The sequence below is a fragment of the Halonatronomonas betaini genome, assembly GCF_015666175.1.
Lineage (GTDB): Bacteria > Bacillota > Halanaerobiia > Halanaerobiales > Halarsenatibacteraceae > Halonatronomonas > Halonatronomonas betaini.
Genome location: NZ_JADPIE010000002.1, coordinates 315,898 through 340,736, shown reverse-complemented (window position 1 = coordinate 340,736; position 24,839 = coordinate 315,898). Strand labels below are relative to the sequence as shown.

26 protein-coding genes are annotated in these 24,839 nt (G+C 35.3%); 23 read left to right on the top strand and 3 right to left on the bottom strand.

Annotation, left to right across the window (positions count from 1 at the left end; genetic code table 11):
• Positions 1 to 5 precede the first annotated feature (5 nt).
• The 12 genes from I0Q91_RS04700 to I0Q91_RS04645 all read left to right on the top strand — a co-directional run bounded on the left by I0Q91_RS04700 (position 6) and on the right by I0Q91_RS04645 (position 9,363).
• A complete protein-coding gene (locus I0Q91_RS04700) occupies positions 6 to 692 on the top strand; it encodes a DNA alkylation repair protein (RefSeq protein ID WP_270453211.1) in 687 nt (228 codons plus the stop codon).
• 134 nt (positions 693 to 826) lie between these two features.
• A complete protein-coding gene (locus I0Q91_RS04695; RefSeq protein WP_270453210.1) occupies positions 827 to 1,351 on the top strand; it encodes a hypothetical protein in 525 nt (174 codons plus the stop codon).
• Positions 1,351 to 2,067 (top strand): flavodoxin family protein, encoded by a 717-nt coding sequence (locus I0Q91_RS04690; RefSeq protein ID WP_270453208.1) that lies wholly within the window; start codon positions 1,351 to 1,353, stop codon positions 2,065 to 2,067. Before I0Q91_RS04695 ends, I0Q91_RS04690 begins: the two co-directional genes overlap by 1 nt.
• 2 nt (positions 2,068 to 2,069) lie before the next feature.
• Positions 2,070 to 3,914, top strand: a complete 1,845-nt coding sequence (locus tag I0Q91_RS04685; RefSeq protein WP_270453207.1) for a serine hydrolase — start codon at positions 2,070 to 2,072, stop codon at positions 3,912 to 3,914.
• A gap of 108 nt (positions 3,915 to 4,022) precedes the next feature.
• The gene (locus I0Q91_RS04680; protein ID WP_270453206.1) at positions 4,023 to 4,763 is read left to right on the top strand and encodes a hypothetical protein; all 741 of its coding nucleotides are present in this window, start codon (positions 4,023 to 4,025) and stop codon (positions 4,761 to 4,763) included.
• Between the two features lie 174 nt (positions 4,764 to 4,937).
• Positions 4,938 to 5,111 carry a hypothetical protein gene (locus I0Q91_RS04675; RefSeq protein WP_270453205.1) on the top strand — a complete coding sequence of 58 codons (174 nt, stop codon included), beginning with the start codon at positions 4,938 to 4,940 and terminating at the stop codon, positions 5,109 to 5,111.
• Between the two features lie 36 nt (positions 5,112 to 5,147).
• Positions 5,148 to 5,615, top strand: a complete 468-nt coding sequence (locus I0Q91_RS04670; RefSeq protein ID WP_270453188.1) for an NUDIX domain-containing protein — start codon at positions 5,148 to 5,150, stop codon at positions 5,613 to 5,615.
• 195 nt (positions 5,616 to 5,810) lie between these two features.
• Positions 5,811 to 6,113, top strand: coding sequence for a hypothetical protein (locus tag I0Q91_RS04665; RefSeq protein WP_270453186.1), 303 nt, complete (start codon positions 5,811 to 5,813; stop codon positions 6,111 to 6,113).
• 99 nt (positions 6,114 to 6,212) lie between these two features.
• Positions 6,213 to 6,752, top strand: a complete 540-nt coding sequence (locus I0Q91_RS04660; RefSeq protein ID WP_270453185.1) for a peptidylprolyl isomerase — start codon at positions 6,213 to 6,215, stop codon at positions 6,750 to 6,752.
• A 13-nt stretch (positions 6,753 to 6,765) separates the two neighbouring features.
• Positions 6,766 to 7,740: an alpha/beta hydrolase gene (locus I0Q91_RS04655; protein WP_270453184.1), complete on the top strand. Its 975-nt coding sequence runs from the start codon at positions 6,766 to 6,768 to the stop codon at positions 7,738 to 7,740.
• Positions 7,741 to 7,745: 5 nt separating this feature from the next.
• Positions 7,746 to 8,516: a dimethylarginine dimethylaminohydrolase family protein gene (locus tag I0Q91_RS04650; protein WP_270453182.1), complete on the top strand. Its 771-nt coding sequence runs from the start codon at positions 7,746 to 7,748 to the stop codon at positions 8,514 to 8,516.
• 22 nt (positions 8,517 to 8,538) lie between these two features.
• Positions 8,539 to 9,363, top strand: coding sequence for a response regulator (locus I0Q91_RS04645; RefSeq protein ID WP_345790955.1), 825 nt, complete (start codon positions 8,539 to 8,541; stop codon positions 9,361 to 9,363).
• A gap of 62 nt (positions 9,364 to 9,425) precedes the next feature.
• Here I0Q91_RS04645 and I0Q91_RS04640 read toward each other — a convergent pair whose 3' ends face one another.
• Both I0Q91_RS04640 and I0Q91_RS04635 read right to left on the bottom strand, forming a co-directional pair.
• Positions 9,426 to 10,229 (bottom strand): ABC transporter permease, encoded by an 804-nt coding sequence (locus I0Q91_RS04640; protein WP_270453180.1) that lies wholly within the window; start codon positions 10,227 to 10,229, stop codon positions 9,426 to 9,428.
• The gene (locus I0Q91_RS04635; protein ID WP_270453179.1) at positions 10,222 to 10,866 is read right to left on the bottom strand and encodes an ABC transporter ATP-binding protein; all 645 of its coding nucleotides are present in this window, start codon (positions 10,864 to 10,866) and stop codon (positions 10,222 to 10,224) included. The genes I0Q91_RS04640 and I0Q91_RS04635 overlap by 8 nt, the downstream gene beginning before the upstream one ends.
• A gap of 147 nt (positions 10,867 to 11,013) precedes the next feature.
• Here I0Q91_RS04635 and I0Q91_RS04630 point away from each other — a divergent pair, with 147 nt between their 5' ends.
• The 3 genes from I0Q91_RS04630 to I0Q91_RS04620 all read left to right on the top strand — a co-directional run bounded on the left by I0Q91_RS04630 (position 11,014) and on the right by I0Q91_RS04620 (position 13,058).
• Positions 11,014 to 11,610 carry an ECF transporter S component gene (locus I0Q91_RS04630; RefSeq protein WP_270453178.1) on the top strand — a complete coding sequence of 199 codons (597 nt, stop codon included), beginning with the start codon at positions 11,014 to 11,016 and terminating at the stop codon, positions 11,608 to 11,610.
• Between the two features lie 2 nt (positions 11,611 to 11,612).
• Positions 11,613 to 12,143: a DICT sensory domain-containing protein gene (locus I0Q91_RS04625; protein ID WP_270453177.1), complete on the top strand. Its 531-nt coding sequence runs from the start codon at positions 11,613 to 11,615 to the stop codon at positions 12,141 to 12,143.
• Positions 12,144 to 12,263: 120 nt separating this feature from the next.
• Positions 12,264 to 13,058 (top strand): fumarylacetoacetate hydrolase family protein, encoded by a 795-nt coding sequence (locus tag I0Q91_RS04620; RefSeq protein ID WP_270453176.1) that lies wholly within the window; start codon positions 12,264 to 12,266, stop codon positions 13,056 to 13,058.
• Between the two features lie 57 nt (positions 13,059 to 13,115).
• Here the strand turns inward: I0Q91_RS04620 and I0Q91_RS04615 are convergent, their stop codons facing one another.
• A complete protein-coding gene (locus I0Q91_RS04615) occupies positions 13,116 to 14,660 on the bottom strand; it encodes an ABC transporter substrate-binding protein (RefSeq protein ID WP_270453174.1) in 1,545 nt (514 codons plus the stop codon).
• 146 nt (positions 14,661 to 14,806) lie between these two features.
• Between I0Q91_RS04615 and I0Q91_RS04610 the strand changes: the two genes are divergently transcribed.
• The 8 genes from I0Q91_RS04610 to I0Q91_RS04575 all read left to right on the top strand — a co-directional run bounded on the left by I0Q91_RS04610 (position 14,807) and on the right by I0Q91_RS04575 (position 24,688).
• Positions 14,807 to 15,481 carry a class I SAM-dependent methyltransferase gene (locus I0Q91_RS04610; RefSeq protein ID WP_270453172.1) on the top strand — a complete coding sequence of 225 codons (675 nt, stop codon included), beginning with the start codon at positions 14,807 to 14,809 and terminating at the stop codon, positions 15,479 to 15,481.
• A 609-nt stretch (positions 15,482 to 16,090) separates the two neighbouring features.
• Positions 16,091 to 17,272, top strand: coding sequence for a metal-dependent hydrolase family protein (locus tag I0Q91_RS04605; RefSeq protein WP_270453170.1), 1,182 nt, complete (start codon positions 16,091 to 16,093; stop codon positions 17,270 to 17,272).
• A gap of 45 nt (positions 17,273 to 17,317) precedes the next feature.
• Positions 17,318 to 17,701 carry a hypothetical protein gene (locus I0Q91_RS04600; RefSeq protein WP_270453169.1) on the top strand — a complete coding sequence of 128 codons (384 nt, stop codon included), beginning with the start codon at positions 17,318 to 17,320 and terminating at the stop codon, positions 17,699 to 17,701.
• 81 nt (positions 17,702 to 17,782) lie between these two features.
• On the top strand, positions 17,783 to 20,524 hold the full coding sequence (locus I0Q91_RS04595; protein WP_270453168.1) for a LuxR C-terminal-related transcriptional regulator: 2,742 nt from the start codon (positions 17,783 to 17,785) through the stop codon (positions 20,522 to 20,524).
• Between the two features lie 159 nt (positions 20,525 to 20,683).
• A complete protein-coding gene (locus tag I0Q91_RS04590) occupies positions 20,684 to 21,370 on the top strand; it encodes an ABC transporter ATP-binding protein (protein WP_270453167.1) in 687 nt (228 codons plus the stop codon).
• Positions 21,371 to 21,374: 4 nt separating this feature from the next.
• Entirely contained in the window at positions 21,375 to 22,613 is a 1,239-nt protein-coding gene (locus tag I0Q91_RS04585) for an ABC transporter permease (RefSeq protein ID WP_270453165.1), read from the top strand.
• Between the two features lie 12 nt (positions 22,614 to 22,625).
• Positions 22,626 to 23,885 (top strand): ABC transporter permease, encoded by a 1,260-nt coding sequence (locus tag I0Q91_RS04580; RefSeq protein WP_270453163.1) that lies wholly within the window; start codon positions 22,626 to 22,628, stop codon positions 23,883 to 23,885.
• Between the two features lie 20 nt (positions 23,886 to 23,905).
• The gene (locus tag I0Q91_RS04575) at positions 23,906 to 24,688 is read left to right on the top strand and encodes an outer membrane lipoprotein-sorting protein (protein ID WP_270453161.1); all 783 of its coding nucleotides are present in this window, start codon (positions 23,906 to 23,908) and stop codon (positions 24,686 to 24,688) included.
• The last annotated feature ends 151 nt before the right edge of the window (positions 24,689 to 24,839 follow it).

Here is a 24,839-nt window from a genome sequence, read left to right as displayed (position 1 = left end):
AGAAAATGGTTCAGTATAATGATTATATTAAAGGGATAAAAAATGCACTTGAAGCTGAAGCCAATCCTGAAGATGCTATTCATCAAAAGAGTTATATGAGAGATAAATTTGAGTTTTTTGGAATTAAAGCAAATTCAAGAAGGAAGGCTACCAGAGAGTTCATGAGGAAGGAACGGAGACCTGATTACAATGAATTAGATAATGTGGTTAAAAAGTTATGGAAATTACCTGAACGGGAATATCAGTACTTTGCCCAGGAATTAGTTGAAAAATGTCTTCAGGATTTTGATAGAGAGATTATCGAGCTTTTTGAATATATGGTTGTTAATAAATCATGGTGGGATACAGTTGATTTGATAGCAAAGAAACTGATTGGAAGTTATTTTATAAAATTTCCTGAAGAGAAAGAAAACTATCTGGATAAATGGATTACCTCTGAGAATATCTGGCTTCAACGTTCAGCTCTTTTATTTCAATTAGGATACAAAGAGAAAACAGATGTAGATTTATTATTTGATATTATCATGCATTTAAAAGCTATTGATGAATTTTTTATTCAAAAAGCTATTGGCTGGTCATTGAGGGAGTATTCAAAGGTCGATGCTAAAGTTATCAGGGAGTTTGTTAAAAATAATGATCTGTCTTCCCTGGCTACAAGAGAGGCTTTAAAATCAATAAAAAACAAACAATGATTTCATTTATTTAAATATATTAAAACATAAAATTAAATTTATTAATTTATGTATTGACATATTTAAATGAGTGGTGTATATTAATATTATTAGTTAACATTTTAACATGAATAAAAATTTGAGAGGTGAGGATATTGTTTTTAAAGGTTAAAAGGTTTTATCCGCCAGTGGTTGAAATTATTCCACTATTAATTCTTTTATATACAGTTTTTCTTTTAAGCTTTAGTTATGGTCGAATTTCAAATGGTGTTCCAGTTAATTTTACTTTAACAGGAGTTCCTACTGCCTGGGGAGATAGAACAGTTTTATTAGCTTTTGGAGCTGTTGCAGTAGGTGTTTATTTTTTGCTCTCAATTATAAATTATAAGTTTATATTATCACCTGCTAATCTAATCATAATAAATAAGCATAAAAGTTCAGAAGAAGGAAATCTTTCAAAAAATCAATTTGAAACAATTAGAGTTATTGCAGCCAGGACAATTCTTCTGATCAAATCTTTAGTCGGATTATTATTGCTCTATATTTACAGGGGAGTTGTCGGGATTTCTCTTGGTAATCAGTTCGAATTAGGATTAGGGATCTTGTTAATTGTAGGTGCGATTATTTTTACTGTAATTATAATGACTTCAAAAATTTATTTTATTAAGGAGCGAGGTTAATGAAAATAACAGTTTTTAATGGAAGTCCCAGGGGAATAGAAAGCAATAGCCACAGAATTGTTAAACCTTTATTAGAGGGAGCGGCTAAAGCAGGGGCTAATGTTCAAGAAATATTTTTAGTTGACCATAATATTCAACATTGCAGGGGTTGTTTTAACTGCTGGGATAAAACTCCAGGCAAATGCACTATTAACGATGATATGACTGATATGATTAGTTTATATCTTGAATCAGAGATTATTGGTCTGGCAACACCTGTATATAATATGTATATGACTGGTTTGTTAAAGAATTTTACCGATAGGCTTTTACCACTTGCCACTCCTCATATTCAAGTTTCTGAGGAGGGGGAATTTTATCATGAGGGAAGAGTGAATAGTTTTCCAAGTCAATTTATGATTGCAAACTCTGGTTTTCCTGGTGATAATAATTTTAAGATCATTCAGGCTCTGACATCTTTACAACCAATGGTTTTAGAAGTCTATCGGAATTGCGGTGAATTACTTGCACAACCAGAATACGATAAATATAAAAAAAGGGTAGAAGATTTTTATTCAGAATTATCTAAAGCAGGAAAAGAATTAGTTAATAATGGTTATGTTTCTGATGAGATCGTTGAAAATATTCATAAGGAATTGATAAGTGATAAAGATTACATGAACTTAGGTAATCAGTACTGGGATGACGAATTAGAAAAAAATAAAAAGGGGAATTGATAATGAACAATAAAATAATAAGAAAAGGGATGTTTTTTATTCCTGGCATATTTTTGTTGGTTTTAGTTTTTGCTACTCCAGGTATTGCAGTAGATAATTTTATTGGTGAATGGGAAGGTGCTATTGAAATACCTGGCAGTCCCCTTGAACTTATAGTCGAGTTTCAGCTTGAAGATGATAAATTAACAGGTTCAATGGACATTCCTGCTCAGGGAGCTTATGATATTAATTTAATAATTAATTCTGTAGATAGTAAAAATATTGAGTTTTTATTAGAAGGTCTACCTGGTGATCCTGCAGTAAAGGCAGAGATATCTGATGATGGCAGTTTGATTTCAGGAGACTTTATGCAGGCAGGTATGACTTTTCCTATTGAATTAAGGCCAGAAGGGTTAAAAGAGGTTGAGTTAAATATTTTAGCTTTAGATGATTTTGCTGATTATATAGAATCTATCCGGAAAGACTGGAATACACCCGGGATTGCTGTTGGAATTGTTACTGATAAAGAGGTTTTATTTGCTGATGGATTTGGCTATCTGGATCTTGATGAATCTCAGCCTGTAAATTCTGAAACTCTCTTTGGAATTGGTTCAACTACCAAACCTTTTACAACTATGATACTTGGAATGTTAGTAGATGAAGGAAAATTAAGCTGGGATGAACCGATAAGAAATTATATTGATTTTAGATTAGATAATGACCCAATTAGTGGTTATATTACAGTTAGAGATTTAGTCAGCCATAGATCAGGCCTGCCACGTTATGATTTTACTTTGATCTTTAATCAGGATCTGACCAGAGAGGGAATTCTTGAAAATATTAGATATATGGAAAGAAATCAGGATTTCAGAAATTCTTTTCATTATGGAAACTATAGTTATATTTTAGCCGGGCTAGTAATTGAAGAGATAACTGGCATGAGCTGGGAAGAGGCTGTTCAGGATAGAGTTTTTAAGCCCCTTGATATGAATATTTCTAATTTAAGCATATATGAACTTAAACAGACTGAAAATTTTGCATTTCCATATGTCTCAGAGGATAGATTTGAATCTCTTGCTGAGATTGATTTCTGGGAATTGGGAGCAGCTGCACCAGCCGGTTCAATTAATTCAAATGTGGATGAAATGAATAACTGGATGCAGGTCTATTTAAATAATGGAAGAATAGGAAATGAGCAGTTAATCAGCGGAGGTTCAATTAATAGTTTCTTTAATTCGGCTAATAATATTTCCAGCAGGGGAATGGATTCTTATACAGACCATTATGGCTATGGACTTGGCTGGTTTATCAGTTCATATAGAGGTAATTTTAGAGTTAACCATGACGGAGTTACCATGGGTTTTAGTGCTGGAGTCAACCTGATTCCAGATAAGAATATAGGTATTGTTGTCCTTAGTAATCTCCATGGCAGTCCAGTGACTCAAATTATAGCCAATGAAGCTATTGATCGTCTCCTTGATTTAGAACCAGTTCAATGGAAGGATGATTATCTTGAATTATTAGCCCAGCAGCCAGTAGATTTTACTATGTCATTATTTGACCGGGATAAAAGAAGGGAAGCTACTCTGCCATCTCATGCTTTAGAAGATCTAACTGGAGAATATAATCATCCTTTATATGGCACTTTTTCTGTATTTATTGATGATGATAGGCTGATAGCTGATTATCATGGTACAGAGCTGGAAATGGAGCACTGGCATTATAATGTCTTTACCGGGCATGTTGATATTGCCGGGCCTATGGAGATAGCAATGGAATTTAAAAGTGATTTAGACGGGGAAATTAATCAATTAGATGTTGGACTTGATGTATTTATGACTCAAGATATGATCAGATTTGAAAGGTAAATATTTTTGTGGTTTTTGAATAAAAAATTAACAGGTATTCCTGGCAGGATATAATTGTTTTATATTGAATTAATAAATAGAGCCTGTATTATTTAAGAGATATGAAAGGTGACTGAAATGAAGAGATTATTATTAATTTTTCTTGTTAGCTTATTTATTATTCAGCCGGTTACTGTAATGGCAGAACAGGAAGATAGGATTGATTTAGATGAAATCCAGCAGTCCCCAAACTGGACTGGTTATAATGTGAGAGTGGGGGGTGGCCCTGAATTAGGTCTGTTTCGCCTTGACTTAGGGGATTTAAATAATATTTTAACTGGTAGTGGTTTTCCAGAGTTAAGTAATAATGTATTTGTTTATGGAAGCAGTGGTATAGCTGGCAGAAAAGTTGGCAATAGGTTTGGCGGTATAACCATGAGAGGAACTACCAATAATATTAGTGGGGAGGCAAAATCAGAACTCTCAGTCAATTATAAAGGTCTCCTTTATAAGCGTGGTTTCTATGCAACTAGAGATTTAGAAATTTCAGCAGGGGCATTATTTGGAAGAGGAAATATGGAATTAAGGCTTTTATCTGATGAACCTGGAGACTTTGAGAATATTATAGGTGATATTGCAGATAGTCGTCATAATACTTCAACTATGGAAAAGAGCTTTATTGTATTTAATCCCAGGGTTAATTTGGCATATTCAATCATAGGGCCAATTGATATTTCTGCATCTGCTGGTTATTTATTTACACATGACTTTGGGAGTAGCTGGGAGATAAGTGATAGGAAGATTTCTAATGGGCCTTTATCTAATTTTAGAGCTTTTAATTTAACTTTTCAATTATTTATTGGTTTCTAATTTCAGGCAATTACTTGATGTTTAAACTAAAATAGACTCTATATAAATTAATCGGCTAAAACTATAGCTGATTTTTTTATTTAATTAGTTAAATAATGCAGGAAAAACAAATTTAATCGTGAAATATAAATGTAAGCTTGATATCTCAACATAAAAATTCTTGGGGGTTTTTAAATGCGAGAAGGAAAATATAAGGTATATCAGGTCGGCGAGGAAAGGGTTGTAGCTAAATCTCATGAGGAAGTTGAAAATTATGCAAAGGAAAAGGGAATCTCATCAGATAAAGTTAAGTACAGATTATCTATTGACAATCCTAAGGGCTTAAGTGAAAAATATAAAATGCTTTAATCTATAAGGAATTGATATTATGAGGAGAATCAGCTAATGTCAAACTATATTGATAGATTACGGGAGCAAATTGGAAAAACTCCGATTATACTGGTAGGGGCATCAATTCTTGCCAGAGATGACAATGGCAGAGTTTTATTACAGTATAAATGTGAAACTGGTAACTGGGGTCTTCCAGGAGGCACCATGCGTTTAGGGGAGACAATCAAAGAGACTGCCTGTCGAAAATTATATGAGGAGACAGGGATTAAAGCTGATAATTTAAAGTTGACAGATATATTTTCTGGTGAAGATTTTTATGATATTGATCCTGATGGCGATTGTACGTATAACCTGATTGTACTTTATGAAGCATTTGGGGTTTCTGATGAGCTAATTTCAGAGAGTGAAAAAAGTTCTCTGAATGTAGAATATTTGTATCCAGAAGAAGTTTCAAATTTAGAGTTAAGATCTATGAAGATATTAAATCGTATTGGAATTTTTAGCGAAGATTATATTAGTTAATATAAAAATTATTAAACCCTGGTCTGAGCTTTAGGCCAGGGGTACTTTAGTTATGGCTATCTTTAATGGTATTAGAGGCCTTTTACTTTTAAGAAATATAATATTATAATTGAATTGGGTATAGCTAAAAAATTCTGTAAAAGGAGGTGGAGGTTTAATAGCAGGTTAATAATTTTTCGCTATTAGACCTTAATTATGGAAAGAAGATCTGAAGAATTCAAAGATTTTCTGAATTATTATGTTGATGAAGTAATTCGCCGAAAAATTAAAAAAGAAGATGAAGAGCTTGAATCAGTTGATGAAAATGTTTTAGCTGAGGAACTGAAGTTAAATATTGAAGAGGATATCAAAAATTATTTTAATAATAGATTTGATACAGTTATTTTAAAAGAATTAAAGCAGGAAACTGTAAGATTTTTAGATAAAAATCTGGAGGATTATGATATAATAGCTAGAGAAGATGAATTTGGGCTGGAGATGGAATACTATATTAAATAAAAATTTGAGATTTATAACTGAATAAGTTAGAAAGGAAATGCCATGAAAAAGAATTTTTTAATCTTTTTAATAATAATTTTAATTGGAGGTTTTTTTATAATGACAGAAGTTAATGCAGAAGAAAAGAATCCTATTGTTACAATATCTATGGAAGCTGGCAGAGAGATAGAGGTTGAGCTTTATCCAGAGGTAGCTCCAAATACAGTTAATAATTTTATTTATCTTGTCGAACAGGGTTATTATGATGGCCTCATTTTTCATCGGGTTATCGAGAATTTTATGATTCAGGGAGGAGACCCTGATGGAACTGGAAGAGGGGGACCAGGTTATTCTATAAAAGGGGAATTTGCACAGAATGACTTTGAGAATGATTTAGAGCATACCAGAGGTGTTATCTCAATGGCAAGATCTCAGGCCTATGATTCAGCTGGATCTCAGTTTTTTATAATGCATAAAGATTTTCAACGTCTAGATGGTGCTTATGCTGCCTTTGGTCAAGTTATAAATGGTATGGATGTCGTTGATGAGATTGCAACTGTTAATACAGATCAAAATGATAGGCCAGAAGAGCCAAAGGTTATGGAAACAGTAGAAGTAGAGACTTTTGGGGTAGAATATCCAGAGCCAGATAAGCTCTAGAGGAGATTTGTATATGAGTTTAAAGAGAAAAATATTAATTACAGTTTTACTCTTAGTTCTGGCTGGTTTTATAGCTACAACTATTTTTATCGGTCTGGCTGTTTCTGATGGGTCTACTCAGATGACCAGTCCAGAAGGGACCAGTCTGGCAAGTACAGAGTCATGGCTGGAGGCAAATTGGGATTTTGATATTGATGAATTTAGAGCCAGGTATAATATAGAAAATATCAGGATTGAGTCGACTTCCGGGGATCATGAAATACCTGCTGATTTAATATTATCAGATGGTGAGAAAAATAATGATACAGTTATTTTAGTTCATGGACTTGGAGGTAATCGAGTTTCTGTGTATCCCCAGGCCAGAATCTTTTTAGAAAATGGATATAATGTTCTGACCTATGACCAGAGGAGCTCAGGTGAAAATCTGGCTGATTATAATACCTTTGGATATTTAGAAAGCAATGATCTTAAAGATTATGTTAATTATTTAAGAGAGTTAATTGGTAATGAGTTTAAATTAGGTGTCTGGGGTAATTCATTTGGTGGGGCAACTGCTGGAATATATGCAGGTTCTGACCATGCCAACCAAAATATTGACTTTGTAATCCTGGAGTCTGCTATTAGCAATAAGCGCGAGATGGTCTTGCAACAGTTAGAGCAGGAGTTTGGTTCCGGTCTAATTAGAGATTATATGCTCTCTGTTGGAGAATTATTTACCAGATTTAGACTGGGATATAATTATGCTGATGCAGATGTAACCAGGCAGATAAAAAATTCTGAAGTACCGCTGATGCTTATCCACAGCAGAGCCGATCAATTAACTCCATATCATATGGCTGAAGATATTTATAATTCAATTTCTCATGATAATAAAGTTTTCTATACTGTGGAGGATAGTAGTCATCAGACTGTTTACTGGGATAATTTAATTGAATATGAAATAGAAGTGCTTAGTTTTATTGATGAATATTTAAATGGAATGGAATGATATAAATGGAGCTAACTAATGCAATAGTTAAGAAGCCTGGCAAATCAATGGTTGATGGGATTTCAAAATCAAATTTAGGTAAACCAGATTATGAAAAAGCAGTTATTCAACATAATAATTATATTAAAGCTTTAGAAAAAGCTGGGCTGGAAGTAACTGTACTGGAAGCCGAGGAGGATTATCCTGATTCAGTATTTGTTGAGGACCCGGCAATTGTAACCAGTGATTTTGCTGTGATAACCAATCCAGGTGCTGATTCCAGAAAAGGAGAAACAGAAGCTATTGAATCAGCTATTAAAGAATTTTATTCTGTGGATAATATTCACAGGATTGAAAGCCCGGCTACACTAGATGGCGGTGATATTATCCAGGTTAATAATATATTATATGCCGGGATTTCTGATAGAACAAATACAGCCGGGGTTGAACAGCTTTCTGAGATAGCTGGCAATTATGGCTATAAGACTTTCGGTATAGAAATTGAGAACATGCTTCATTTAAAGTCTGGTGCATCATATATTGGAGATGATACAGTTCTGATAACTGGTATGTTTCTAGGCAGACCTGAATTCTTAAAGTATAATCAGATAATACTTGGTGATTCAGAGGATTATGCAGCCAATTCAGTTCGGGTCAATGATTATTTGATAATTCCATCAGGCTATCCGATGGTTAAAAAGAAATTAGAAGCTGCTGGTTTTAAGCTTATTACTTTAGATGTTTCTGAATTCAGGAAACTTGATGGTGGGCTAAGCTGCTTATCACTGAGGTTTTAAGGGGCAGCTGGAGGTGTGTTAAATTAAAAATATATTAATAGTTGATGATGTTAATCTCATAAGAATAAAATTAAATAATATGCTGAGCAGAGAGGGGTATAGGGTTTTTCAGTCTGGTTCAGTTGAAGCAGTTAAAGATCATTCCTTTTCCAGTAATATTTCTTTAGAAGAAATAGATCTTGCCCTGATAGATTTATATTTTAAAGGTGAAGATGGCTTTGATCTATTAAAATATCTAAAGACTAATTATCCTGATATAAAGATTGTAATAGTCAGTATGGAGGCCAGAAAAGAAAAAATTAAAAAGGCGATTAATCTTGGGGCAGACAATTATATAACAAAACCCTTTGATAAAAGAACTCTGCTGCAAAAAGTTAACTTAATTTTATCTTCGAAAAAACAATATAAAAAAGAAGCTGTACCTTCAAAAGATTTTAATGAGGTTATAAGCAATTTGAAAACTGATCTCTCAATGGAACTCAGCAGGTCTATTAGGTCTGGTCTGGATTTTGCTGTAGTCAGGCTTAATTATCTTAACAGAATAAATAGTTCTGAAATAATAAAATTGAAATCTAACATAACCTCTAAAATTAGAGATATTGATAGGGTTTATTATACCAGTCCCTCTGAATATACTTTTTTATTACCTCTAACTGACAGAGAAGGGGTCAATATTTTTGTGGATAAAATCATGTCTGAGTTTGATGAAAATATAAATGATAATAATGGTAATATCCAGGTTGAATCAATGGTTTTTCCTGAAGAGATTATAAATGAAGCTGATATTAATTATGATATGCATAAGGAATATTTAAATAAATTATTGACTGAAATAGAAATTGATTGAATATTTCAAGAATATAATAATTTATGTTAGCTCCTCCATTATGGAGGAGCTATTTTATGGAATTAATCATTATTAATTGTAAGCTGCATCCTATCATTAAAATAGGTTTTAACACCTAATTTAACCAGTAGATAGGTAGTCAGGGTGACTGCACCTAGAATACCCATCATGATAGCAATCTGATATCTGATTGCTAGAAAAGGACTGACACCTGAAAGGATCTGACCGGTCATCATTCCTGGAAGGAATATAATGCCCATACCGATCATTGAATTGACAGTTGGCAGAATGGCATTATAAAAAGCCTGATTGGCAACCTGTCTGGTTGCCTGTTGAGGAGATGCTCCTAACATTAAGGCTGCCTCAATTTTTTCCGGGTTCTTTTTGATCTGATTAACCAGGTGTTCAACACCTAATGAGATGCCTGTCATTGAATTACCGATTAACATACCTGCAATTGGAATGAAATATCTTGGATAATACCAGGGTGATAAGCCGATTACCAGAATCAAAAAGAAAAATAGTGTAAAAACTGTTCCTGCAAACATTGAAATAGCAGTAACTTTTTTCATATTAAAAGAAAGTTCTGTGCTGACTCTGGAGAAAATATTCTGGATTGCAAAACCTTCCATTATAAGCAAGATTAAAAGGGTTATGCCGGGATGGGGCATCTCAAATATATATTCAAGGAGGAACCCAACTATCACTAATTGGAGGGTCATTCTGGTTGCTGCCAGAATTATCTGTTTTTCTTTATCTATTTTTTGTTTTCTGACAATGATAATTAAAACGAGGACGAAGAAGTATGCTATAATGAGCTGGATTAGCGGAATATCAATTACTCCACCATCTATTCCATTAGTCATTAATTACAGCTCCTTCCTGAACTTTCCCATCTGATATAATAATATGTTCTTGGGCAATATCTTTAGTTAATTCTGGTGAATGGGTGACCATAATAATTTTGCTGCCATTGGTTTTTGCATATTCAGATAAGAAATCAAGGATATGCTTCTGGTTACCTTTATCCAGTGATGCTGTCGGTTCGTCAAGTAATAGTATCTCTGGCTTTAATAAGAGCAGTCTAGCCAGAGCAAGTCTCTGTTTTTCTCCTCCTGATAATTCTGAACTTTTATCGTTAAGTTCTTTATCCACACGTACAATTTCAAGGAGTTCTTTATAATGATCTATATTATCTTCATTGATATTTGCAAAATTTAAAGCTATCTCAAATTCTTCTTGAATGGTTTCCCCAAACATTATTGGCTGCTGGCCTAACATTTTTATTTTTTTACGGATAACTTCTGGACTATATGATTCTAGAGGCTTATCTTTATAAAGAATCTCACCAGAATCAGGTGAGATAAAATTAATTAAAAGCCTTAAAAGTGTTGTCTTGCCACCGCCACTGGGGCCACTGATCGCAGTAATTTTTTTTGATCCAAGCTCCAAATGGTCTATTTTAAGTATATCCCTGTAACTGACTTTATCTAATTTGAACATATTATCCCTCCTAATCTATTATAGTATCTCTATCAATTTAATTCAATAAAATTTCTTTAAATAAATGAGACTTTTGGAGGAGGAAATTTGATTTTTATCGAGAATAAATAGTATTAGAGAATTTTATTATAAATTGTGGAGGGTTCTATGAGAGACTGTAAGTTAAGAAGTTTAATATTAATATCAATTATAGCAGCAATTTCATTTTTGATAATGATCTTTGAATTTGCTCTACCTGTTTTCCCGCCATTTTTGAAACTGGATTTTAGTGATCTCCCGGCATTGTTGATTGGTTTCTCTCTGGGGCCGGCATCAGGAATTGGAGTTGTCTTTATTAGAAATTTACTTCATTTAACTATTACAGCAACTATGGGGGTTGGTGAGCTGGCTAATTTTTTAATTAGTGGAACATTTGTATTTATTTCAGCTTATTTTTATGCCAGGTACAAAAAGGCAGTACTCAGTCTTATAGTTGGTACGGCAGGCATGGTTATTATGGCATTAATAACAAATCTTTTAATTATAATCCCACTGTATGAGGCTATTTTAGACCTTCCCCTTGAGAATACAATTTTAGCAGCAAGGGCCGTTAACCCGGCAATTGAGGGAATTAATAGTTATCTTGCTATGGTAATAGCTCCCTTTAATCTGTTAAAGGCTACTCTGGTTTCAATAGTTTTTTATCCTATTTTTAAGAGGATTAGATTAACATCAACCTATAAAAATATTAAAGGAGATGATTAAGAATGAAAAATATTTCATTATACGAAGAGATTTTTGATAAAGTTGAAGCTCAGCAAAAAAGTTTAGGTGGGGATGCTAATGATGATGTCTTAAGTAAGATGTCTTTAAAGTTTGATAGTAAGGTTTCAAGTCTTGAGCAGATGTGTTATTTAATGGAGGCTACTTTACTTAGAAAGCCAACTGAAGCTACAGTCTATGCTGGTTTTCAGAAGGTTTCCAGGGCTGAGGCTATCTGGGATAGATATCATGAGTTAGCAGATAATGTAGATAAAGTCTATTTATTTGGGGAAAAGGATAAGGAACTTGAACTCCATGAAAATATTGAGTTTGTATATCTACCTGCGAATCATAAATTAATTAGAGAATGGTTTTTGGTAATTGATAAAAAGATAGGGTCCAATATGATGGTTGCTTATGATGAAGATGGTTTTGGAGTTGAAGATTTAAAAGAAGACCGCAATTTTAAAGGTGTTAAGACTTCGAGACCAGAACATATTGAAAAAGCAGTCAATTTACTAGAAGAAATAGTTTAATTTAAAACTAAATATAATAAAAAAAAAGTAGCATTACAATCTGTGATGCTACTTTACTTATTTAAAGATTGAAATTATTCTTGGTTAAAGGTATTATATAATTAACTATTAATTGAGAGGATGATTGCAATTAAGATTTTAAGGTTTAAAAAAGATGAGAGGATAAATTATGGAATTTATGAGAATGGAATATTAAAAGAGATAAAGGGTGATCTTTTTAAGGAATTTAAAATATCTAATAATACTTTTAATCTGGATGATGTTGAGATATTGAGCCCTGTTGAGCCACCTAATATAATTGCCATTGGTTTAAATTATCAAAATCATGCAACTGAGACAGGTCATGAATTTCCTGAGAGGCCGGTAATTTTTCTTAAAGCGACAACAAGTATTACTGGACCTGGGTCTAACATAATAATCCCAGCACAGGCGCCAGATTATGTTGATTATGAGGCTGAACTGGCTGTAATTATTGGCAAGAAGGCTAAAAACATTGAAGCTGCTGAAGTGGATGATTATATTTTAGGTTATACCTGTGCCAATGATATATCGGCCAGAGATTGTCAGTTAGAGATTGACCAGCAGTGGGCCAGGGGTAAATCCTTTGATACTTTTTGTCCTATTGGGCCCTGGATTGAGACTGAGCTTGAGCCTGATAATTTAAGGATTGCATCTATTTTAAATGGCGAGATTATGCAGGAGTCCAATACTGCTGATATGATTTTTGATATCAGGGCTATTGTAAGTTATTGCTCAAAAAATATGACTCTATTGCCAGGTACAGTTATTTTATCTGGAACTCCTGAGGGGGTTGGTATGGCCAGGGAGCCTGAAGTTTATCTTAAACCTGGAGATAGGATAGAGGTGGAGATTGAAGGGATTGGGAGATTGAGTAATGATATTGTTGCTGAATAATAAAATAGAAAAAGGCTAGCAGGATTGCTAGCCTTTTTAGATAGAATAAGCATTAATTTATTCGGCTCTGGTGACTCTATCAAATAACTGGATCCAGTTATTTGCATTATATGGATGGACTTCAAAACCTTCAAAATCAGCATGGAGTACTGAAATTTCTTCATCATAGTCGATAAATGCTTTAGGGTTATCCTCTAAGATAAGTGCCTGGATTTCTCTATAAATTTCTACAGATTCCTGGCTATTAGGATCGACAGTTCTACCTTTATCAAGGAGCTCGTCTACCCGCTCATTATAGAAACCTACCCTATTTAAACCTTCACTATGGAACTGACGGTACATGGCTCTATCCGGATCGATTTGACCGGTCCAGCCAAATACATACATGTCAAAGTCTTTGGTGTCATATAGTCTATCAAGATAGGCACCATACTCCTCGATTCTTATATTCACATTGATATCTAAATTGTTTAATTCATAGGCCAGGATTTCGGCAACTGATTCCCAGAAGTCTCCTTCAGTTACATATAGATTGACTGTTTCTCCACCTTCAAGGCTTGACATTTCAATATACTCTCTGGCTTTGTCCATATCATATTCAGGGTAATCAAGTTCATCATTAAAATGTTCCATATAGGGCATTACTGCTGATTTTCCAGGCTGTCCTAATCCTGCTTTAATATTTTCAATAATTCCTTCTCTATCTAAAGCATGGGTTACAGCTTTTCTAAAGTATGGGTCCTGCATGATTTCAGGATTTTCTGTTGATTCTTGATTGAGAGCAACATAATTATATCTTGGTGTCGCTGTCCTTTTGACCAGAAAATCAGGATCTTCTTCAAGTCTGGCTATATCATCAGTAATCACATTACCGTGATACATATCAATTTCACCGGCTTCAAAAGCTAAAAGTCTGGAAGAATCTTCTGGAATAGGACGGAAATCAAGACGATAGAAATTGGGTACTCCACCCCAGTAATCTTCAAAGGCTGTCATTGTATGATATTCTCCCCGGGTCCAATCTTCATGGACATAGGGGCCAGTTCCTAACGGAGCTTCTGCGAACTCATCATGGCCAACTTCTTCATGATATTCCTCTGGGATTATTCCTAATCTAGCCATATTATTGATCATAAAGGAGTTTGGACTACTTAGATGAAAAACCATTTCATAATCACTAACTATTTCGATTTCATTTATATCGGCATAAATATCTCGATTCGCTCCTGGATTATCCTCGTCTAATAACCATTCATAAGTATACTTGACATCAGCAGCGGTAAACTGGCTGCCATCATGCCATAGAACATCGTTTCTTAAAGTCATTTCAATTCTGGTTGCTCCCTCAAGAATTTCAAAATCACTGGCAAGCCAGGGAATAGGTTCCAGGTTATGGTTTAATTTTACCAGCGGCTCATTGATAAGGTTGACCCTTTCGAAGACCGGAATGCTTGTTTCAATTAATGTGTGAAGCCCTGGTGCTTCAGCTGACTGACCAATAACGACTGTATCTTCTTCGGCGATTACATTACTTGCTCCTCCAATAAATAGACTGAACACCAACATGAGAACTACTAGGCTACTTAGATATACTCTTCTCATTGTTTTCCCCCTTTAAAATATTATATCAAATTTCGACATATTATAATATTATCACTTTAAGGAGTTAAAAGCAATAATAGAATTATTTGCAGGACTTTTAAATTTAAAATAGAATATTGTAATATAAAATAGAGGCAGGTGACAGAATGAATCCACAGAAAAATAAATTTGAGAAGATGGAAGAGTTTTTTGATCTGAGAGCTACTGGATATGATGGACATATGGCTGAAAATGTTAATGATTATGAAGTTTTTTATAACTCTATTGCTGAGCCTATCTTAAAGACTGAAAGTCCGATAAAGTTACTTGATTTAGGCTGTGGGACTGGACTTGAGCTTGAATATATTTTTGCTAAGGCTCCTAATGCAGATGTGACTGGAATTGATCTTTCTCAGGAGATGCTGGATCAATTAATTAGTAAGTATATTGATAAGTCAGATCAGATAGAGGTAATTAGAGGATCTTATCTTGATGTGGAATTATTATCAGATGAATATGATTATATTATTTCTGTAATGTCCTTACATCACTTTCTGCCAGATATTAAGCTGAATTTATATAAGAAGATCTGGAGAGCTCTAAAACCTGGTGGATTTTATATTGAAGGTGATTATATTGTCTCTAAGATTAAAGAAGTCGAGCTGCTGGCAGATTATAATGATAGGCTAGAGAATAATGAGTTTTTGCAAGAGGAGTTATTTCACCTTGATATTCCTTTCTCTATTGAAACTCAACAGGAGTTATTTGATAGAGCAGGATTTACTGATTTTGAACTGATATTTGAAGGTGATGAGGCTGGAGTATATTCTGTGAAGAAATAGAACTGGAGATTTTTGAAATAATTATTTTATTCTGCTTGCACTAGCTGGTTATTTACTTTTATTAGCCTGGTTTGATATAATTAATTAGAAATACTAAATTGACAGGACAGGGTAAAACTGATTTGAAAAGTATATATCTTTAAGGTGTTTTATAAGTTTAATCTTAAAAGTAAGCTTGATGAATTCTGGCTTAATACTAAATGAGAGCTGTAGCAGACCCGGAGGAAAGCAGGAGCAGTCGGAGGATAACTGGAAGATATATATAAAGAATATTGATTAATTAAAACCTGGCTCAAAGATTATTGGGTCGAAGTTAAACCGGAACAAGACCGTTGCAATACCGAATCAATACCGAATCAATACCGAATCTAAACCGAAGAAGTACCGAGGAAAGACCGAGTCTAGACCGAAGAATGACCGTATTTATACTGGATTGATTCTGGAGTGGAATGGAATTAATTTAATAGCTGATAACTAACTCTACTGGAATTTAAATCTGGTAGAGTTTTTTGTTGTTATCTTAAATCTTGATAAATCATTAAATTGATGATATTGTTCAATTAGATTGATTATATTATGAATTAGGTGGTTACAGAGGAGGAAAACTAAATGAAGACGGTATTTAAGAATTTGAGATACATAGATGTTAAAGAGGAAAGGGTTATAGAGGATGGGCTGATTATTATTGAAGATGGCCGGATTGAATATGCCGGCGATGCTGAGAAAGGTCAGGGAGCTGATGGTGAAATAATTGACCTGGAGGGTATGACTCTTCTGCCTGGACTGGTTGATGGTCATATACATTCTTTATTTGATGCCTCTTCTGACCCCTTTGGCTCGCTTGCAGAGGATTCAGCTTCGCTGATTACGATTAAAGCTGTTTCTTTTATGGAGGAGACTGTCAGGAATGGGATTGTTGCTGTCAGGGATATGGGCGGCCTGGATTATTTAGAGTTTGGTTTAAAAGAATCTATTGATAATGGATTGATAGCTGGTCCTGAGATGCAGCTTGCCGGCAAGTTAATAACTATGACTGGTGGCCATGGCCATTTTATTGGCAGGGAAGTTGATAGTCCTGCTGAGGCCAGAAAGGCGGCCAGGGAGCAGTTAAAGGCTGGTGTGGATTTTATTAAGATAATGGCCACTGGTGGCGTTATGACTGAAGGGGTTGAGCCTGGCGCTCCTCAGCTGACTGAAGAGGAGATGGCTGCTGCTATTGCTGAAGCCCATAAAGCTGGCCGGAAAACTGCCAGCCATGCCAAGGGGACTGATGGTATTGAGAATGCTATCAGGGCAGGGATTGATAGTATTGAGCATGGTGTGTTTTTAGATGATGAGGCGATTGAGCTTATGCTGGAAAATGAAGTTTATCTGGTGCCGACTCTGGCTGCAGTACACTGTATTGTGGAGGAAGGTGTTGAAGCTGGTATACCTGAGTTTGCTGTTAAAAAATCTGAAGCTGTTATGGAGAGTCATATTCGGAGTTTTCAGATGGCAAGAGAGGCCGGAGTTAAGATTGCCATGGGTACTGATGCTGGCACGCCTCTTAATATTCATGGCAATAACTTATATGAGATTGAGCTGATGGTTGAATATGGAATGGAGCCGCTTGAGGCAATAAGAGCTGCTACAGTTACTGGAGCTGAGATGCTTGAGCTTGATGATAAGTTAGGCACGCTGGAGTCTGGAAAAGCTGCCCATTTTGTTGTAATTGATGGGAAGCCGGATCAGGATATTAGAGACATCTATAATGTTAAGCAGGTTTATAAAGATGGCAGGCAGGTCAGGTAGTTATAAGTAGTTTAAACTAATACTACATAAATAGGAGTTGAAATTATGGCAATTGAATTTAATCTGGCAATTATAATAGTCTTCATGCTAGGATTGCTGACAGATCATATATTCAAGAAATATAGCAAGAAGAAGCGGAGAGAGGAGTTTTTAAAACATCTGCTGATAGATATGAATCATATCCACCAGGGGTTTGAAGAGGATGTTATAGATAAAATAGATATGAGTATCTGGGAGGATGTTGATGAGCGGTTTTTTAAAGCTGCTAAAAGCCATGAGGAATTTTATAGATTCTATAATTTTTATGAACTATGTTATGACTATAATGAAAAAGATAACCAGGAGGCAATTCAAGAAAGATTAATGGAGATTATTGAAGAAACATTTAAGTCAGAATCCTATCGGAGAATTATTGGTGATAGCAGATAAAAATATTCAGGCCATGCAGGAATTTATATAGTTTTTATATAATAATGTATTATCAGCTTAAATTTTAAGGATGTGGCCAGTATGAATAAGTTTATATTAAAAGATAGGATTAATCCACCATTAATTCAGAGTTCTGTTGAGAAGTTTGAGCTTTACGATGAAATTAGCCGTTCTCTTGAATTAGATAGAGGTTTCTATAGGAATTTAACTCTAATAATTGCTCCTGCCGGTTATGGCAAGACTACAACTCTGGTTAATTATTATAATAGGATTGATAGAGCTGGATGCTGGCTGAGCCTTTCAGAGGAGGATAATTCAATCAGCAGATTTTTAAAGGATTTTTTTAATACCATTAATCAGAGCTTAGATAATCTGGTGATTGATCCTGAAAAATATTTTCAGGCTGCTGGTTCTAATCCAGCCGACAAAATTCTTAAGAACGCTAAAGAACTGATTGCTGATTTTTATAAACAGATTGAAGCTGAAGATATTAATCTATATATATTTATTGATGAGTTAGAGGCTATTAGTTCTTCAGAGCTAAATGCTCTCTTTATCTATCTGATAGAAAATCTTCCTGCAGGCTTACATATTGTGGCAGCTAGCAGAGAAGAGCCTGACTGGCCTTTGATTAGATGGAAAGGTCGTGGGAAAGCAAAAATATTTGATCAGGAACAGCTTATTTTTAATTCTGATGAGATTAAAAGATATATGGCTGAAAATAATCTGAAGATTTCTGCCTATGAGGCTGAAATTATTTACAGGATAACAGAGGGCTGGATTACCGGAATTCAATTCATCTCTCTGATGCCTGACCTATCAGTAAAAAGGCTGAAAGAAAAAGCTTTTAAAGTAGCCAGAGTTGAGATGGTTGATTTTCTTTTAGAGGAGATTTTTTATCAACAGTCAGAAGAAGTTAAAGATATTCTTTTGAAGACAGCACCATTAAAGAATTTCAACCTGGAACTTGTAAGTTATGTGACTGGTTACCAGAGAGAAAAAGTTGAAGAAATGATTGGTTTGATTTATAAGAAACAGCTATTTTTGAAGGTTATTGATAGTAAAGATGAGTCTCAAGATTACTGGTATAGTTATCATCAGATTTTTACCGATGGTATAATAAAGGTTATGGGTCAGACTGAATCTGATTTAATTAAAAGTATACATAGTAAGGCAGCTGATTGGTACCTGGATAAGGGTTTAATTGGTGAAGCAGTTCAGGAATTAGTAAAGGCCAGGGATTTTGACAGGGCAGCATCTGTAATCTTTATGGAGAGTGGTGAACTTTTCCGCCTGGGTTTACAGACAAGTATTTTAAACTGGTTTAAAAAATTTCCTGAAGAGATGTTAACTGACGACCCAAGGCTGATTACTATCAAAGTTATTTTAGAGCTGTTTCAGGGTTATCTGGTTAATGTAGAACCTAAGTTAAAGGTATTAGAGGATTTAACTGGAGCTGGATCTTTTGATAATTGTTCTGAATTTGAAAACAAGAGGTTGGCTGGTGTTGTGGCAGTAGCCTCAATTGTTTATAGGATTTTTTCTGGCCAGAGATCTAATATTGAAAAATATTATAAAATTGTAAATCAAAATTTAGATTTATCTTCATACTGGCGCCAGCTTGCCACTATCTACCATGGAGACAATCAATCATATTTTGGAAAACTTGATGATGCATTAAAGTCTTACCGGTCAATTAGATTAAGTAATAGAGGAGAATATAATTTTTTTGTTGGTTTAGCCGGGCTTAAGGAGTTAGTCCAGCTCTGGTGGCAGGGTCGTTTGAATGAAGCAAGACATCTAACAAAAGAATTATTATATATGGCTGCTCAGGCTGGATTTAACAGGTCTCCGAGATTTGGCTCAATCCAGGCGATTTATGGTGACCTATTTTGTGAGGGTAATGAATTAACTAGAGCTATTGAATTAATTGAATCTGGTTATAAGAATAATGAGGAGAAGGGAGAAGTACTAGGTCAACAGTTAGTTCTTATGTATAAAGTTAGATATTTATTTTCAAAGAGGGAATTTGAGGAGTTAGAGATTTTATTCTATAAGATAGAGAGTATGATGAAGGAGAAGTCTTTTAGCAAACTCCATGATAATTTATCTGGCTGGAAAGCCAGGTTTTTGCTTGAACAGGATGGGGCTACTAATAACCACTGGCTGGAAGCAGTGGAATTGCTTAATTCCAGGGGGATAACTATAGACAGTGAACCTGTTATTACTCAGGAGATGGAATATCTTGCACTGGCCAGGGCTTATCTGGCTGGAGGCAGGTTAGAAGAGGCTGAAGAGTTTTCATATAAGATTTTAAAGCAGTGTAAAAAATATAAAGTTTATCGCCACGAACTGGAATCCTATCTAATTCTGGCAAATATTCATTATCAGCAGGGTGACAAAACTAAGGCTCTTCTACTGGCAGAGGATGCAGTCAAGTTAGCTAGAAGATATGGGTTTTTTAGATTTATTGTAGATGAAGGCAGAGTTATTGGAGAGATTTTACATAAATTAAATTTAAAAGAGGAATATAAAGATCAATTTATTGATAGGCTTATTCAGGAGATTTTATATAAAGAACCTGATTTATCTGAAAGTATTGTTTCTAATAGGAAAGAAACTGAATTGATAGAACCTCTTAGTGATAGGGAGATAGAAATACTTGTTGAGATAGCCGCTGGATACTCAAATAAGAAGATTGCTGATCGGCTGGCAATATCTCCTGGAACGGTCCGCTGGCATAGCAGTAATATCTATGGTAAATTAGGAGTTGGAAATAGAACTGAGGCGGTGGCCAGAGGTCAGGAGTTAGGTTTTATTTAAAACAAAATAGTTGATTTTATCGATAGCAGGCTTTTCTGGTCTGCTATTTTTTTATGTTCCCAACAGAAAACAAACGGAAAACCTATCATTTGTCAGGTTACATTATCTTTTATTAGAGATATGATTTAATTAAGAAAAATATTTAGGAGGAATTAAAAGATGGCCTTAATTAAATTGAGTTCAGTTAAGAAAATTTATCAGGATGGCGAGATAGCGGTCAAGGCATTACGGGGAGTTAACTTAGAGGTTGCAGAGGGGGAGTTTGCAACAGTTTATGGTCCATCAGGTTCTGGTAAGACTACGCTCTTAAACCTGGTTGGCGCTTTGGATAAACCTACAAGTGGCAGGGTTCAGATTAATGGTTCAAGTATTGGTGAGTTAAATAAGAATGAGCTGGCAATTTTAAGGAGAAATAATATTGGCTTTATCTTTCAGAGCTATAATCTAATTCCTGTACTGACAGCCTATGAAAATGTCGAGTTTGCTTTAAAGATTGCTGATGGGAAGAAAGTTTCGAAAAATAAGGAGAAAGCTATTAGGATTCTAGAAGATGTCGGTCTCGGTGATATGTTATCGAGAAGACCTAATGAGCTGTCAGGGGGTCAGAAACAGCGGGTGGCAATTGCCAGGGCTTTAGTCAAAGAGCCGAGGCTGGTCCTGGCTGATGAGCCAACAGCCAATCTGGATTCAGAGACCAGCAAAGAGGTTCTGGAGTTAATGTTAAGAATGAATCAGGAGTTAAAGACTACTTTTATCTTTTCAACCCATGACCCAATGGTTATGGATTATGCCAGCAGGCTTTTAGAGATTAGAGATGGCAGTATCTCCCGGGAAGAGAGGAGGTAGTTTCATGTATTTAATGAAGATAGCAGTTAGAAATCTTTTCAGGAGGAAATCCAGAACATTTATAATTGCAGGGATGCTGGCCCTGGCTATATTCTTTGCCCTGATCTTTGATTCATTTATGGGGGGGATGATGGATCTGTCTTTCTCAAATATTATAGATTTTGAATCAGGTCATATGGAGGTCGGACTGGAGAGCTTTTTTGATGATGACGATCTTGATTTGGATAATCTATTTTTCTATAATAGTGAGCTGACAGGTGAAATAGATTCTCTAAATGGGCATATTGAAAATACTGCAGTTATTGATTTTTCAGCTAATTTGATTGCCGGCAGAGAAGAATATCCGGCACTGGTCAGGGCTGTAGAACCTGAATCTTTTCAAAGGGTCTTTAAATATGATGAATATTTAGTTGCCGGCGAGTTTGTTAGAGAAGGACAGCCAGGACTTGTGATCGGACAGGATTTAGCCGACCTTTTAGAGCTTGAGGTTGGAGATTATTTCACTCTTTTATTCCAGGATAGAAATAATTCCTTTAATACTTTACAGGGAGAGGTCCAGGGTATTGTTCATACCCCTAATCCAGATATGAATTTAGGGATGGTTATTGTTGATAAAAGTTATGCTGCCAGTTCATTAGGGGCAGAGTCGGCAGAGGCAAGTCAGATTCTGGCCAGGTTTGAAAATAGAGAGATTGCCGTCGAGCAGGCTTTTTTATTGTCTGAAAGGCTGCAGGGGACTGATTTTTCTGCCAGGTCCTGGCGTGAATTCTCTGATACGATGGTGGCCATGGAGGCCTGGGGCGATTTAGAGATCCGCTTTATTATGGCATTGATTCTTTTAGTTGGGGCGATTGGAATTGTTAATTTAGTCGTGCTCTCAGCCCTTGAGAGAGTTGAAGAGATCGGTATGATGAAGGCTATGGGTTTAAAAGAGTCAGAGATTGTTAAAGTTTTTCTTCTTGAATCAGCCGGGGTTGGAGTTGCAGGAGGCTTATTCGGACTCTTTTTAGGAAGCCTGGCAACAGTTTTTTTAAGTAATATTGGAGTAGATTTACAGGTTTTATATGGTGATGCGACCCTGGCCATGGGGATTCCAATAATCGGCAGGGTTTATGGAACCTGGAATTTAGACTCTTATATTATATTCTTTGTTTTTGGTCTGATTGTTTCAGTTGGAGCAAGCCTGATACCATCTTACTGGGCTGCTAGAAAAGACCCGGTAGATGCTATTTATCATAGATAGGAGGAATTTTTAATGGGAGATTATATAAAGATAGCCTGGAGAAATTTAAACCGGAATTTTGTGAGGACTTTGATTGCGATACTGGCAATCGGGGTCGTTGTTGCCATAGTTGTATTTAGTAGAGGTACTATTATTGGTTTTGGAGAAAATAGTTATGGGATGTATATAGATTATCAGTTTGGCCATGCCAGATTGATCAACCAGGAATATGAACACCGGCAGTCGCTTTTAAGTCTTGATTATACAGTTGATGGTTATGAAGGGGTTAATATAAATGTGATGATCTCAGAGCTTGAATCTTTAGCTGAAGTTGATTATTTATTGCCCAGACTCCAATTTGGGGCGGCATATAGTGGAGATAATCTTTTCAGGATGGCAGGAGTTGGGGTTGACCCTGAACGAGAAGAATATCATGGAGTGATTGAGAGTGACTTAATTGCTGGCAGGCTTCCTCAGTCAGGTAATGAGATTGTTGCCGGCGCAGAGCTTTTAGAAGAATTAGGCTATAGCCATGGTGATAGCATAACACTTATGTTTAGCGATCTCTTTCAATCTCTGCAGGGGAGGACCTTTGAAATTGTCGGGGTAAGTGAGACAGGGTTTTCAGAGTTAGATAGATATTTATTTTATTTACCTTTAGAGACTGCTCAGAATATCCTGGGGCTGAAGGATCAGGTGACTGAACTGATGGTCTATATCGATAGCAGGGATAATTCAGGTCTTTTACAGGGAGCTTTAGGAGCTTATATTTCTGATAAGGGAATAGCTGATATCTATGCTGTTGTTCCCTGGGAAGAAGGCAATCCGATGCTTGAATTATTATTGGAATTTGATAGCTTCTGGGCAATAATCTATGCCGGTTTTATTTTAATGGGTTCTGTTGTTGTAATCAGTACTTTGAAGATGATAATCCGGGAGAGAAAGTCTGAGATTGGAATGATGTCAGCACTTGGTTTGAAAAATAAAGATATCATGAAAATTTTCATTTTTGAAGGATCGTTTATCGGTGTTTTAGGAAGTCTGATCGGAGTATTGTCAGGAGGGTTTTTGACTTATTATTTATCGATGAATGGACTTCATGTTGAATCCTATGCCGATACAGTTGCAGGAACAGATATGCTGGTAGATACTGCATTTTATCCTGTTCATAGTTTTGAGAATTTAGTTATTAGTTTTTTATTTGGAGCTGTCATTGTAACGATTGCCTGTCTTTATCCGGCCTGGAAGGCTTCAAGACTCAATCCGGTAGAAGCTTTAAAAGTAGATGCATAATAATTTATGGAGGTATTAAAATGAATAAGCTAAATAAATTTATTGGAATGGTGGTTTTCATTATGGCAGTTACTATAACTTTTCAGTTTAATATTTCGGAAGTTTATGCTGATGACTTATCAGGGAGAGAAATAATGGAATTGGTTGATCAGAATCAATTTTTAGATTCAGTTCGGCTTGAATCTGTTATGACGATAATCGATGGAAGGAGAGAGTCTATTAAGGAGCTAACCACTTATTTAAGGAGTGATGGTCAGGAGACCAGTGCTAATGTTGAATTTACTAATCCGAGAGATCGGGGGACCAGGTATTTGATGCTGGACAATGAATTATGGATGTATTTTCCTGATGCAGAGGATTTAATTAGAATCTCCGGTCATATGCTGGAGCAGGGAATGATGGGAAGTGACTTTTCTTATCAGGATGCCCTGGAATCTGAGCGACTGGCCGATCTGTATTACTTTGAAATTATTGCTGAAGAAACTTTTCAGGACCGACCAGTTTATGTTGTTGAAGGTATAGTCAGGGATGGCGAAGAGGTTGCTTATTATCGGCGAAATTTTTATGTCGATGCTGAAAGGTATGTAGTTTTAAAAGAAGAGATGTTTGCCAGAGAAGGTAGACTTTTGAAAGTTATGGAGGTTGAGGAGGTCGAAGAGATTATTGAAGATCGCTGGCTGCAGATAAGGATGGTAATGGAAGATAAGATCCGTCAGAGTACAGAAACGATTTATGAGATAAAAGAGATTGAATTTGATTATGAGATTCCTGATAGTTACTTTGAGCTTGATGCATTACAATAATCAATAAAATTTTGATAATCCCCTGATCTGGTGTTTTCAGCATCTAAATCAGGGGTTTTTTAATTTATTTTTGTATAATACTTGACAATCTTACTAAGAATACATATACTAATTATAGAATCCCATAGGGGGTATATAAATTAGCTTTATA